The 12,623-nt window shown below is 73.2% G+C and carries 13 protein-coding genes and 1 tRNA gene; 8 read left to right on the forward strand and 6 right to left on the reverse strand.

Annotated features, from left to right (window positions below):
* Nucleotides 1-140 precede the first annotated feature (140 nt).
* Nucleotides 141-1,004, reverse strand: coding sequence for an SDR family oxidoreductase (locus ACYVHQ_RS06315; protein WP_460511339.1), 864 nt, complete (start codon nt 1,002-1,004; stop codon nt 141-143).
* A gap of 150 nt (nt 1,005-1,154) precedes the next feature.
* Between ACYVHQ_RS06315 and ACYVHQ_RS06320 the strand changes: the two genes are divergently transcribed.
* Nucleotides 1,155-1,838: an SOS response-associated peptidase gene (locus tag ACYVHQ_RS06320; RefSeq protein ID WP_460511340.1), complete on the forward strand. Its 684-nt coding sequence runs from the start codon at nt 1,155-1,157 to the stop codon at nt 1,836-1,838.
* A gap of 14 nt (nt 1,839-1,852) precedes the next feature.
* Here the strand turns inward: ACYVHQ_RS06320 and ACYVHQ_RS06325 are convergent, their stop codons facing one another.
* The 3 genes from ACYVHQ_RS06325 to ACYVHQ_RS06335 all read right to left on the reverse strand — a co-directional run bounded on the left by ACYVHQ_RS06325 (nt 1,853) and on the right by ACYVHQ_RS06335 (nt 2,652).
* Nucleotides 1,853-2,062 (reverse strand): helix-turn-helix transcriptional regulator, encoded by a 210-nt coding sequence (locus ACYVHQ_RS06325; RefSeq protein ID WP_460511341.1) that lies wholly within the window; start codon nt 2,060-2,062, stop codon nt 1,853-1,855.
* Nucleotides 2,059-2,472, reverse strand: a complete 414-nt coding sequence (locus ACYVHQ_RS06330; protein ID WP_460511342.1) for a hypothetical protein — start codon at nt 2,470-2,472, stop codon at nt 2,059-2,061. Before ACYVHQ_RS06330 ends, ACYVHQ_RS06325 begins: the two co-directional genes overlap by 4 nt.
* A 96-nt stretch (nt 2,473-2,568) precedes the next feature.
* A tRNA-Leu gene (locus ACYVHQ_RS06335) sits at nt 2,569-2,652 on the reverse strand.
* A 107-nt stretch (nt 2,653-2,759) separates the two neighbouring features.
* Between ACYVHQ_RS06335 and ACYVHQ_RS06340 the strand changes: the two genes are divergently transcribed.
* The 7 genes from ACYVHQ_RS06340 to pknB all read left to right on the forward strand — a co-directional run bounded on the left by ACYVHQ_RS06340 (nt 2,760) and on the right by pknB (nt 11,772).
* The gene (locus ACYVHQ_RS06340) at nt 2,760-3,458 is read left to right on the forward strand and encodes an FhaA domain-containing protein (RefSeq protein ID WP_460511343.1); all 699 of its coding nucleotides are present in this window, start codon (nt 2,760-2,762) and stop codon (nt 3,456-3,458) included.
* Complete coding sequence (locus tag ACYVHQ_RS06345; protein WP_460511344.1) at nt 3,455-3,967, forward strand: FHA domain-containing protein FhaB/FipA; 513 nt, start codon at nt 3,455-3,457, stop codon at nt 3,965-3,967. Before ACYVHQ_RS06340 ends, ACYVHQ_RS06345 begins: the two co-directional genes overlap by 4 nt.
* Before the next feature lie 3 nt (nt 3,968-3,970).
* On the forward strand, nt 3,971-5,218 hold the full coding sequence (locus tag ACYVHQ_RS06350; protein WP_460511345.1) for a PP2C family protein-serine/threonine phosphatase: 1,248 nt from the start codon (nt 3,971-3,973) through the stop codon (nt 5,216-5,218).
* The gene (locus tag ACYVHQ_RS06355; protein ID WP_460511346.1) at nt 5,205-6,641 is read left to right on the forward strand and encodes an FtsW/RodA/SpoVE family cell cycle protein; all 1,437 of its coding nucleotides are present in this window, start codon (nt 5,205-5,207) and stop codon (nt 6,639-6,641) included. The genes ACYVHQ_RS06350 and ACYVHQ_RS06355 overlap by 14 nt, the downstream gene beginning before the upstream one ends.
* Entirely contained in the window at nt 6,641-8,113 is a 1,473-nt protein-coding gene (locus ACYVHQ_RS06360) for a peptidoglycan D,D-transpeptidase FtsI family protein (RefSeq protein ID WP_460511347.1), read from the forward strand. The genes ACYVHQ_RS06355 and ACYVHQ_RS06360 overlap by 1 nt, the downstream gene beginning before the upstream one ends.
* Complete coding sequence (locus ACYVHQ_RS06365) at nt 8,110-9,906, forward strand: protein kinase domain-containing protein (RefSeq protein WP_460511348.1); 1,797 nt, start codon at nt 8,110-8,112, stop codon at nt 9,904-9,906. The genes ACYVHQ_RS06360 and ACYVHQ_RS06365 overlap by 4 nt, the downstream gene beginning before the upstream one ends.
* A 162-nt stretch (nt 9,907-10,068) precedes the next feature.
* Nucleotides 10,069-11,772 carry a Stk1 family PASTA domain-containing Ser/Thr kinase gene (pknB, locus tag ACYVHQ_RS06370; RefSeq protein ID WP_460511349.1) on the forward strand — a complete coding sequence of 568 codons (1,704 nt, stop codon included), beginning with the start codon at nt 10,069-10,071 and terminating at the stop codon, nt 11,770-11,772.
* Between the two features lie 54 nt (nt 11,773-11,826).
* Here the strand turns inward: pknB and ACYVHQ_RS06375 are convergent, their stop codons facing one another.
* Nucleotides 11,827-12,465 (reverse strand): anthranilate synthase component II, encoded by a 639-nt coding sequence (locus tag ACYVHQ_RS06375; RefSeq protein ID WP_460511350.1) that lies wholly within the window; start codon nt 12,463-12,465, stop codon nt 11,827-11,829.
* Nucleotides 12,462-12,623: a hypothetical protein gene (locus ACYVHQ_RS06380; protein WP_460511351.1), complete on the reverse strand. Its 162-nt coding sequence runs from the start codon at nt 12,621-12,623 to the stop codon at nt 12,462-12,464. Before ACYVHQ_RS06380 ends, ACYVHQ_RS06375 begins: the two co-directional genes overlap by 4 nt.

Consider the following 12,623-nt stretch of genomic DNA (forward strand, 5'->3'; position numbering starts at 1 on the left):
CGCCGCCGGTGCGGGTACGGGTGCCGGTGCCGGTGCCGGTGCCTCGACGGGCGTGTGCGTCGCCCACGGGCGTCCGTGCACGCCCGGCGACGACGCACGCGCCCGTGCCCGGGAGGACGGCCCCCGCAGGAGGCCCGTCCTCAGCCCGCCACGACGTCCTCGAGCCGCAGGGGCGCCCGCCCGGTGAGGTCGCGGACCGTCGTCGACACGGTCGACACCTCGCCGGCGGCCATGGCCGTGTACGTGCTGACCCACGCGTCGGCCTGCCACGGCTCGGGGTCCCAGGCCTGGCGGGAGGCGTAGGCCTCCTCGACGGTCTCGGGCGCGTACGTGACGGGGCGTCCGGTCGCGGCCGACAGGCGGGCGGCGACCTCCGACAGGGTGAGCGCCTCTCCTCCGGTGACGTCGTAGGTGGCGCCGCGATGGGCCTCCGGATCGCGGAGCACGGCCGCCGCCACCGCGGCGACGTCGGCGCGCGCGACGGCTGCGACGCGGCCCTCGCCGGCCGGGCCGCGCAGCACGCCGGCCTCGTCGACGAACTCGACGAGCGAGTCGAGGTAGAAGCTGTCGCGGAGGAACGTCGTGCCGACGCCCGAGGCGACCAGGTGCTGCTCGGTGGCGCCGTGGTCGCGGCCGAGCGTGAAGACGGCGTCCGGGCCGGCCCCCTGGAACGACGTGTAGACGACGTGCCGCACGCCCGCGCGCACGGCGGCGTCGACGAAGGTGCGGTGCTGGTCGAGGCGGTCGACGGCCTCGCCGGCCGAGACCATGAAGAGGACCTCGACCCCGCGCAGGGCGGCCTCGGCGGCGTCGCCGTCGGCGTAGGAGGCGACGGCCACCTCCGCCCCGGGCAGGTCGGGGGCGCGGGAGGCGTCGCGCACGACGAGCCGCAGGGGCACCCCCTCGGCGGCGAGCGCGCGGGCGACGGCGCCGCCGACGGCTCCGGTCGCGCCGGTGACGGCGAGGCGGGCAGGGGTGCGGGGGGTCTGCATGGTGTCGGTCACGGCCCCAGCCAACGCCCCTGCTCCCCCTTCTCGTCGGAAAAGGCGACGAGTCGGCGGCGACACGCCGCACGGCACCCCGGCGGGGCCGCCTGGCGGCCGCGGACGGTCGCCTTTTCCGACGGACCACGCGCAGGGGAGCAGACTGGCGGCATGTGCGGCCGCTACGTCATCGCCCGGGCCACGTCCGAGCTGCTCCCCGACCTGCTCGACGGGCTCGGCCCGCTGGGCGAGGACTACAACGTGGCGCCGACCACGGTCGTGCCGGTGGTCCGGGAGCGGCACGGCGAGCGCGAGCTCGCGGGCGTCCGCTGGGGCCTGGTTCCGCCGTGGTACCCCGACCTGAAGAAGCGGCCGCAGCCGATCAACGCCCGCATCGAGACGGTGGCGACGAGCGGCATGTTCCGCCGCCCGTTCGCGCAGGCCCGCTGCATCGTGCCAGCGCAGGGGTACTACGAGTGGGTGGTCACGCCGACGGGCAAGCAGCCGCACTTCGTGCACGCCCCCGAGGGGGCCCTGGCGATGGCGGCGGTGGGCAGCGCGTGGGCCGATCCGACGAAGGAGCAGGACGACCCCGACCGCTGGGTGCTGTCGATGGCCATCGTCACGCGCGACGCGCACGTCGCGCCGGGCGAGGTCCACGACAGGATGCCCGCCCTCCTGGCACCCGGGTCGTACGACGACTGGTTGGGCGACCACCTGGGCACGACCGAGCTGCTGGCCCTCCTCGACCGCGACTCGCACGCGCTGGCCCACGACCTCGCCCACCACGAGGTGTCGCGGGCGGCGAACTCGGTCCACAACGACGGGCCGGAGCTGATCGAGCCGATCGGCTGACCCGCGCCTCCTGCTCAGGCGTCGGCGGTGCCGTCGTCGGGGAAGAACAGCTCCTCGATGGGTCGCGCGTGCAGCGCCGCGAGGCGGAACGCGAGCGGCAGCGACGGGTCGTACCGTCCGGTCTCGAGGGCGTTGACGGTCTGCCGCGAGACGCCGAGCAGGTCGGCGTAGCGGCCCTGGGTCCAGCCCTGCTCCTCGCGGAGGGCGCGGAGGACGTTCCTCATCGGGCGCGCGCCACGACGCCGCCGACGGCCCAACCGAGCATGCCGACCGTGAGCACCACCCAGCTCGACCACCAGCCCTGCAGCCCGGCGAAGGCGAGGAACCCCGTCGCGAGGGCGGCGAGGACCGCGGCGCCGAAGCCCGTCGCGAGCGCCTGGAGCTGCAGCTGACGCTGGTACTCGTCGAGGCGGGGCAGGAGGCGCACGACGGCCACGAGGACGAACGCGAGCGGCAGCACGGGCAGCAGCGCCCAGGCGAAGCGCCACGGGCTGTCGCCCTCGAGGTCGCCGAACGCGATCGCCGCCGCGAGCAGGAGCCCGTAGGCGACCATGCCCAGCGTGAGGTCGCGGTAGTAGGGACGGTGGGCGGCGCGCTCGGCGCGACCGCCGCGGTTGTCAAGGTCGCTTGTCATGGCTCCACCCTGCCCGCGCCTCCTGCGCGTGTCAAGGGCCCTTGACACAGGGGGCAGAGAAAAAGGCCCTCCCGGAGGGGAGAGCCTTCTCGTCCGTGCGCGAGGGGGGACTTGAACCCCCACACCCTTGCGAGTACTGGCACCTGAAGCCAGCGCGTCTGCCAATTCCGCCACTCGCGCGAACTCGTCGACACTACCACGGATCCGGGCCGCCGAAGGGCCGCCGAAGGCGACGGGTCGGCGCGTCCGGGTAGGATCGGGCGACCGGAGAACCGACCTGGAGACCCATGGGACTGCTCGACAACTTCGAACGCGGGCTGGAGCGCGCTGTCAACGGCGCCTTCGCCAAGACGTTCCGCTCGGGCGTGCAACCCCTCGAGATCACGAGCGCGCTCCGCCGCGAGCTCGACACGAAGGCCGCCGTGGTCTCCCGCGAGCGCATCCTCGTCCCGAACGAGCTGGTCGTGCGGCTCTCCCCCGCCGACCACGAGCGCATGACCGACATCGGCCGCCCGCTCCTCGACGAGCTCACGCAGCTGACCCAGCGCCACGCGACCGCGCAGGGCTACCACTTCGCGGGGCCGCTCGGCGTCCGGCTGGAGCGCGACGACGACCTCAGCGTCGGGATCCTCGCCGTCGACTCCTCCAGCGTCCGCGACGAGGTCACCTGGGCCCCCGTGCTCGACGTCGACGGCACGCGGCACCGCCTCGAGCGCGGGCGCACCGTCATCGGGCGCGGCAGCGAGGCCGACGTCACCCTGGCCGACACCGGGGCCTCCCGCCGGCACGCCGAGATCCTCTGGGACGGCGACCGCGCCCAGGTCCGCGACCTCGGCTCGACCAACGGCACCAAGCTCGACGGCGCGCCCCTCACGAAGGCCCTCCTGCAGCCCGACTCCGTGATCCAGATCGGTCGTACGCGTATGGTGTTCCGGGTGCTCCCCCAGACCGCGACGAGCGACCCCACCCGAGGGGGCCGTCGGTGACCAGTGAGATCACGCTCTTCGTCCTCCGCTTCGGGTTCCTCATCGTGCTCTGGGCGTTCATCTTCGCGATCGTCGTCGCGCTGCGCTCCGACCTGATGGGCCAGCGGGCCCGCAAGCTGCCCGACGCCGCCTCAGGAGGCGCGCAGCAGCCCGCCCCGGCCGCGCGCCCCGCGCCCCGCCCGCCCGCGCCTCCTGCCCCCCAGCCCGAGGCCGACGCGACGCCGCGCCGCCTCGTCATCACGAAGGGTGCGAAGGCCGGCCTCGAGATGCCGCTCGGCGACGGCCCCCTCACCATCGGCCGTTCCCAGGAGAGCAACCTCGTGATCCGCGACGACTACACCTCGACGCACCACGCCCGGCTCATGCTCTGGAACGGCCGCTGGGTCGTCCAGGACCTCGACAGCACCAACGGCACCTTCCTCGCGGGCGAGCGCGTCACCGTGCCCACGCCCGTGCCCGCCCAGACCCCCGTGACGATCGGCCAGACGAGCTTCGAGCTGCGGCGGTAGGGCATGACGACGACGCAGGTGAAGAGCGCCGCCCTGTCCCACGTGGGCAAGATCCGCTCGAACAACCAGGACAGCGGCTACGCGGGCACCCAGCTCTTCGTCGTCGCCGACGGCATGGGCGGCCACGCGGGCGGCGACGTCGCCTCCGCGATCGCGATCCGCCGCATCCGCGAGACGGACCGCGTCTACGGCTCCCCCGGCGACGCCGAGTTCGCGCTGCAGTCGTCCCTGATCGCCGCGAACCAGCTGCTCGCCGAGACGGTGTTCGAGCACCAGGAGCTCACGGGCATGGGCACGACCGTCAGCGCGCTGCTCCGCGTCGGCGACAGCATGGCCGTCGCGCACATCGGCGACTCCCGCGTGTACCTGTTCCGCGACGGCGAGCTCAGCCAGATCACCGCCGACCACACCTTCGTGCAGCGCCTCGTCGACAGCGGGCGCATCTCGCCCGAGGAGGCGGCCGTGCACCCGCGCCGCAGCGTGCTCATGCGGGTCCTCGGCGACGTCGACGCGGCTCCTGAGATCGACACCGCCACCCTCGGCACGCAACCGGGCGACCGCTGGCTCATCTGCTCGGACGGGCTCAGCAGCTACCTCGCCGAGGAGCGGATCAAGAAGGCCCTCGCCGCCGAGCTCGACGCCGAGCAGGTGGTCAAGCGCCTCGTCAAGGAGACCCTCGACCACGGCGCGCCCGACAACGTCACCGTCGTCGTCGTCGACGTCGACGAGAGCGGCGACTCCGCCTGCGACCCGGCCCAGACCGTCGGCTCGGCCGCCACGCCCCTGACCTTCGAGGGCGAGGCCGGCAAGAAGCCCCTGCGGCTGCCCACGATCCTGCTGCACCCGCTCAAGGTCGCGAGCACGCCGGAGGACAGCCACTTCGAGCCCGAGTCCGACGAGTACCTCGCCGAGCTCATCGCGGAGGACAAGCGCCGCCGCCGACGCCGCCGCACCACCTGGTCCGTCGCCGTGCTCGTCGCGGTCGCCGCCCTGGTCGCGGGCCTCGTGCTCGCCTACCAGTGGACCCAGGACCACTACTACGTCGGCGCCGACGGGGGCACGGTCGTCATCTACCAGGGCGTGCAGCAGGGCATCGGCCCGTGGACGCTGTCGAGCGTGCACGAAGGGACCGACGTGCGGGTCGCCGACCTGCCGAACTACACGCAGCAGAGCGTGGCCGACACCATCAGCGCGGACGACCTCGCCGACGCCCGCGCCATCGTCGAGAGGCTCGCCGATGCCGCACGATGACTCCCCCACCGAGGCGCTCGGGCGCGTGGGCACCACGAAGCCGCGCCGCACCGTCGAGCCCACCGCCTTCACGCAGGCGATCACGATCAAGCTGCGCCAGCCGGCGAAGCTGCGCAACCTCGAGCTGCTGCTGCTCCTGCTGGCCTGCGCGGTCTGCGCCGGGGCCATGGTCCTCGTGCAGCTCGGCGCCCTCGGCCGCATCGACGTGCCACCGCTCGTGGCCGGCACGAGCGTGCTCGGCCTCGCCCTCGTCTTCCACGTGGTGCTCCGCGTCGTCGCGCGCGAGGCCGACCCCTTCGTGCTGCCGATCGCGCTGACCCTCAACGGCCTCGGCATCGCCATGATCTACCGCCTCGACCTCGCGGAGGACCGCAGCGGCTGGGGCGCCCTCGGCATCAAGCAGATGGTCTGGACCGTGCTCGCCATGGTCATCGCCCTCGCCGTGCTGCTCGTGATCCGCAACTACCGCGTGCTCTCGCGCTACCGCTACGTCGCCATGGCGACGTCGATCGTGCTGCTCCTGCTGCCGCTCGTGCCGGGCCTGGGTCGCACGGGCCTCAACGCCCGCGTCTGGATCGACATCGGCCCGTTCTCGTTCCAGCCGGGCGAGCTCGGCAAGGTCACGCTCGCGATCTTCTTCGCCGGCTACCTCGTCACGGCGCGCGACAGCCTCTCGCTCATGGGCCCGAAGGTGCTCGGCATGCGCTTCCCGCGGCCGCGCGACCTCGGACCGATCCTCGTCGTGTGGGCCGTGGCCATGGGCGTGCTCATCTTCCAGCGCGACCTGGGCACCTCGGTGCTCTACTTCGGGCTGTTCCTCGTCATGATCTACGTCGGCACGGGCCGGGGCAGCTGGGTCGTCCTCGGGGTCGGGCTCTTCGTCGGCGGCGCCCTCGTCGCCAGCACCTTCCTGTCGTACGTGCAGGGCCGCTTCCAGGCCTGGCTCGACCCCTTCGACCAGACGACCTACGACGCCGTGGGCGGCTCCTTCCAGCTGGTGACGGGCCTGTTCGGCCTCGCTGCCGGCGGGCTCGTGGGCACGGGCCTGGGCCAGGGGCGCCCCGACACCACGCCGCTGGCCGAGAGCGACTACATCATCGCCTCGCTCGGCGAGGAGCTCGGCCTCGCGGGCCTCTTCGCGATCCTCGCCCTGTACCTGCTCTTCGTCTCCCGCGGCTTCCGCATCGGCTTCGTGGGCCAGGACGACTTCGGGCGCATGCTCGGCGTCGGCCTCGCCTCGGTCGTGGCCCTCCAGGTCTTCGTCGTCGTGGGCGGCGTCACCCGCGTCATCCCGCTCACGGGCCTCACCGCGCCGTTCCTCGCCGCGGGCGGCTCGTCGCTCGTGGGCACCTGGATCATCGCGGCCCTCCTGCTGCGGCTGTCCGACGGCGTGAGGGACCAACCGAGACTGGTGATCGGCTGATGAACAGAGAACTCAAGCGCGTGAGCTTCGTCGTCCTGGCGATGTTCGTGGCCCTGCTCGCCTCGAGCACGTACATCACGGCGTTCCAGGCCGACAGCCTCCGCAGCGACGGCCGCAACTCCCGCGCGCTGCTCGCCAGCTACAGCGCCCAGCGCGGGCCGATCCTCGCCGGCGGCACCGCCGTCGCCGAGTCGACCCCGGTCGACGACCAGTACCGCTTCCAGCGCAGCTACGCCCAGCCCGAGCTCTACGCCCCCGTCACGGGCTACTACACGCTCGGCCAGGGCGCCCGCGGCCTCGAGGACGCCCTCAACGACGAGCTCACGGGCAACGCCAACTCCCAGTTCTTCGACCAGGTCAACACCCTGCTCACGGGCCAGGACCCGGTCGGCGCGGCCGTGAACACGACCATCGACCCCGCCGTGCAGCAGGCCGCGTGGGACTCCCTCGGGGCGAACGCCGGTGCGGTCGTCGCGCTCGAGCCGTCGACGGGCAAGATCCTCGCGATGGTCTCGAAGCCCTCCTACGACCCGAACCGGCTCGCCAGCCACGACCGCGACGCCGTGACCGCCGCGTACGAGCAGCTCGTCTCCGACCCGTCCGACCCGCTGCAGAACAAGACGATCCAGGGCGACCTCTACGTGCCCGGCTCGACCTTCAAGCTCGTGACCACGGCCGCGGCGCTCGAGAGCGGCGACTACACGCCCGAGAGCACGTTCCCGAACCCCGCGACGCTCACGCTCCCCGGCACCGAGACGAACATCAACAACGCCGAGGGCGGCTCGTGCGGCGGCGGCGACACCACGACCCTCGCCACGGCGCTGCGCCTGTCGTGCAACATCCCGATGGCCGAGCTCGGCCGGGCCCTCGGCGCCGACGCCCTCGCCGACCAGGCGGAGGCCTTCGGCTTCGGCCGGTCGGTCGACATCCCGCAGCGCGCGACCCCGAGCCGGTTCCCGACCGAGGACGCCGACGGCGACCCCATCGACGACGCGACGCTCATGCTGCAGTCGTTCGGGCAGGGCTCGGACCGGGTCACGCCGCTGCAGATGGCCATGGTCTCGAGCGCCATCGCGAACGGCGGCACCGAGATGACCCCCACGCTCGTCGAGAGCATCCTCAACCCCGACCTCAGCCCGGTCCGCGAGTTCTCCCCCGACGTGTTCTCACGCCCGGTGAGCGAGGCGACGGCCGGGACGATGACGGACATGATGGTCCAGAACGTCTCCGACGGTGCGGCCAGCGGTGCGAGAATCGACGGTGTCGAGGTGGCCGGCAAGACCGGCACGGCCGAGAACGGCGCCGGCGAGCCCTACACGCTGTGGTTCACCGGGTTCGCCCCGGCGGACGACCCCCAGGTGGCGGTGGCCGTCGTCGTCGAGAACGGCGGCGGGCGGGGCCAGTCGGCCTTCGGCAACCAGGTCGCGTCCCCGATCGCGAAGAACGTACTAGAGGCGGTGCTGAACAAATGAGACCTACGGGCGGACTCACCTTCGGTGGGCGATACCAGTTGTCGACCCGCGTCGCCATCGGCGGCATGGGCGAGGTCTGGGAGGCCACCGACCTGGTGATCGGGCGCACGGTGGCCATCAAGATCCTCAAGGACGAGTACCTCGGCGACCCCGGGTTCCTCGAGCGCTTCCGCGCCGAGGCCCGCCACGCCGCGCTCGTCAACCACGAGGGCATCGCCAACGTCTTCGACTACGGCGAGGAGGAGGGCAGCGCCTACCTCGTGATGGAGCTCGTCCCCGGCGAGGCCATGTCGACGATCCTCGACCGAGACCGCGTCCTGCCCACCGACAAGGTGCTCGACATCGTCGCGCAGACCGCCTCCGCCCTCCAGGCCGCGCACGCGGCGGGCCTCGTCCACCGCGACATCAAGCCCGGCAACCTGCTCATCACGCCCGACGGGCGCGTCAAGATCACCGACTTCGGCATCGCGCGCATCGCCGACCAGGTCCCCCTCACCGCCACCGGCCAGGTGATGGGCACGGTCCAGTACCTCTCGCCCGAGCAGGCCAGCGGTCACCCCGCGTCGCCGAGCACCGACATCTACTCGCTCGGCATCGTCGCCTACGAGGCCCTCGCCGGCCGTCGCCCCTTCACGGGCGAGTCGCAGGTGGCCATCGCCATGGCGCAGATCAACGAGACGCCGCCCGACCTGCCGTCGAGCGTCCCCGAGCCCGTGCGCCGCCTCGTGCTCTCCTGCATCGCCAAGAAGCCCGCCGAGCGCCCCGGCTCGGCCAGCGCCCTCGCCACGGCCTCGCGCGCCCTGCGCCGCGGTGACGTCGCGGCGGCCACGACGGCCGTGCCCGCGATCGGCCTCGCGGCAGGTGCCGCCGACCAGGCCACGCAGCTGATGAGCACCCAGGACGCCACGACCCAGCTCTTCGACCCGGCGGGCGCCGCCGCGGCGGGGGCCGCGACGACCGCGTTCGTCCCCGGCGACGCCGACCCGGAGGCGCTCCGCGGCGACGACGACGAGACCGCCGACGAGAAGAAGCCGCGCAGCCCCTGGTTCTGGCCGCTCATCGTCCTGGGCGTCCTGCTCGTGCTGGGCCTCGGCGGGCTCGTCGCCTACGCCGTGATGAACGCCGACGAGCCGGGCCCGGCCCCGACGACGACGTCCAGCACCCCGACGCCCGATCCCACGACGCCCACGCCCACACCCACCACCGTCGCGATCGACCAGGCCGACTACGTCGGTCGCCCCGAGGCCGACGTGCGCAGCGAGCTCGGGGCCCTGGGCCTCGTCGTCGAGAGCGCCGAGGGCGGCAACACGGCACCCTCGCCCGAGCAGGTCGGCACCGTCTACCGGCTCGACCCGACGGGCACCGTCACCGAGGGCCGCACCATCACGCTGTACGTCTACCAGCCCGCCCCGACGCCCGGCGACCCGGAGGCCCCCACGGCCTCCGTGACCGAGATCGTGGCCGACGGCGACGACTCGGCCGACGTCACGTGGCCCGCCTACGCCGGCTGCCCGGCCGGTTACTCGCTGACCGGGTACACCTACACGATCACGGGCGGCACCGACGGCAACGGCCAGACCTCGGGCACGGTCGGCACCAACGTGCTCGGCGTCCCCGTGCAGTCCGACGCCCCGGGCAACCTCACGGTGACCTACACGGCCTCCTGCGGCTCGCTCACCACGGCGGAGTCGGCCGGCGTCACGGTCACCGTCCAGCCCGTGCCCGCCGAGCCCACGGAGACCCCGGCACCGACAGAGCCGGGAACGCCTCCGTCGACCGACCCCGCGGGCTGACGACCGGTGGGTCGTGCCCGGGGCGCCCACCGCGCCCCGGACACGATCCACTGACAATCATCCCGAGGGACGACCCCCGGCACCCGGACGGGTGACGGCCGCGACGTACACTGGATCCGGCCCCGCCCCGGGGAGAGGGTCTGGCCGTAGGGAGAACGTGGCGTGTCTGACGGTGTCCGCGAAGGGTTGAGCCTTCTCGCCAACCGCTACCAGATCGGCGAGCTGATCGGGCGGGGCGGCATGGCCGACGTGCACGTGGGCACCGACGCGCGCCTGGGCCGCAAGGTCGCCATCAAGCTCCTCAAGCCGCAGCTCGCCAGCGACCCCGCCTTCCGCACGCGCTTCCGCCAAGAGGCGCAGGCCGCCGCGCGCATGGCGCACCCGACGATCGTCCGCGTCTACGACGCGGGCGAGGAGACCGTCCGCGACCGCTCCGGCCACGACGTGCAGGTGCCCTTCATCGTCATGGAGCACGTCCAGGGGCGCCTGTTGAAGGACCTCCTGCGCGACGGTGCCCTCGAGCCCGCCGAGGCCGTGCGCGTGACGCAGGGCGTGCTCACGGCCCTCGAGTACTCGCACCGGGCCGGCGTCGTGCACCGCGACATCAAGCCCGGCAACGTCATGGTCGCCGACGGCGGCCAGGTCAAGGTCATGGACTTCGGCATCGCCCGCGCCATCTCCGACTCCTCGGCCACCGTGGCGCAGACCACGGCGATCCTCGGCACCGCCCAGTACTTCAGCCCCGAGCAGGCGCGCGGCGAGACCGTCGACGCGCGGTCCGACCTCTACTCCACGGGCGTCCTGCTCTTCGAGCTGCTCACCGGTCGACCACCGTTCCGGGCCGACTCGGCCGTCGCCGTCGCCTACCAGCACGTCAGCGCCGTGCCGCCGGCTCCGAGCACGATCGAGACCGCCGTGACGCCGGCCCTCGACGCGGTCGTCCTGCGGTCGCTCGCGAAGGACCGCTTCGACCGGTTCCAGACGGCCGCCGACTTCCGCGCCGACCTCACGGCCGCCGCCGAGGGCCGCGCACCCGTGCGACGGGCCCCCGTCATCGACCCGTCGAGCACGCTCTTCGGCGTCGACCCGGCGGCGAGCGCGGGCAGCGAGGCGATGCTGCGCGAGCTCGACTCCGACGACAACGACCGGCCGCAGCGCACGCAGACGCGCCCTCCCGTCGCCTGGATCTGGGTCGGCATCCTGCTCGTCGCCGTCGTCGTCGTGGCGACCGCGTTCTGGGTGCTGAACCTCACCCCGCCCTCGCTGACGGGCGGCCGGGCCGTGCCCGACGTCGTCGGGGAGACCTGGGACGACGGCCAGCGCCAGATCGACGAGCTGGGGCTCGTGCCGATCCGCCTCGAGGTCGAGAGCGACGAGGTGCCCGAGGGCCAGATCGTCGAGGTCGACCCCGGCGAGGGCACGAAGGTCGGCGACGCGCAGGAGGTCCGGGTCTCGGTCTCGAGCGGCCCCGCGCGGGCGACGGTGCCGGAGCTCGAAGGGCTGCCCGTCGAGGACGCCTGGTCGGCCGTCGACGCCGCGGGCCTCGCGAGGGGCGAGCAGTCGAGCGACTACTCGTCCTCGATCCCGGCCGACTCCGTGCTCGCCGCGTCGCCCGACGACGGCGAGGAGGTCGACCCCGGCACGCGCGTCGACCTCGTCCTCTCGAACGGCCTGGTGCAGGTGCCGAACGTCATCCGTCAGCCGCAGGAGGCTGCCGTGCGCACGCTCGGCGACGACCTGGGCCTCGAGGTCACCGTGCAGCCCGACCTCGGCTGCAGCGGCGGCTCGGTCTCGACGCAGTCCCTGGCACCGGGCGACGCGCCCCAGGGGTCGGCCGTCGTGCTCACGATCTGCAGCGCCTCCTGACCTCCCGGCCGGGCGACGCCCCCGGCCGCGCGACGCGCCGGGCGGCCCGAGCCGTCAGCGGAGGTCGACGAGCGGCGTGAGGTCGGCGGCACGCACGGCGGCCTCGGGCAGGCCGGCGACGCCGAGCCAGTTGCCGATCATGCGGTAACCGCCCTCGGTGAGGACCGACTCGGGGTGGAACTGCACGCCGTAGACGGGTGCGCCCCGGTGCTGCAGCCCCATGATGACGCCGCCCTCGGTGCGCGACGTGACCTCGAGGACCTCGGGCACGGTGTCGTCGACGACGGCCAGCGAGTGGTACCGCGTGGCCGTGAACGGCTGCGGCACCCCCGCGTAGAAGTCGCCGCCGTCGTGCTCGACCTTCGAGGTCTTGCCGTGCATGAGCTCCTCGGCGTGCGTGACGGTGGCACCGAGGGCCTCGGCGATCGCCTGGTGGCCCAGGCACACGCCGAGCAGGGGCTTGTCCGCCGCGAGGGCGGCGTGCACCACGTCGATCGAGACGCCGGCGTCGCCCGGCGTTCCGGGGCCGGGCGAGAGCAGCACGGCGTCGTACCCGGCGATGCGGGCGGCGACGTCCTGCGGCGAGAAGGCGTCGTTGCGCACCACCTCGGTCTCGGCGCCCAGCTGCTGCAGGTAGCCGTTGAGGGTGTAGACGAAGCTGTCGTAGTTGTCGACGACGAGGACGGAGGTCATGGCTGCTCCACGGTGACGTCCGGTGCGGGGACGAGGGTGTTGACGTAGGGGAAGACCCACTCGACGAGGGCGTAGAGGGCGGCCGCGAGCAGCACCAGCACGAGGAGCAGCTTCACGATCCAGGGTCCGGGCAGGACCCTCCAGAGGGCGGAGTACAT

Source organism: Frigoribacterium salinisoli (assembly GCF_054781095.1).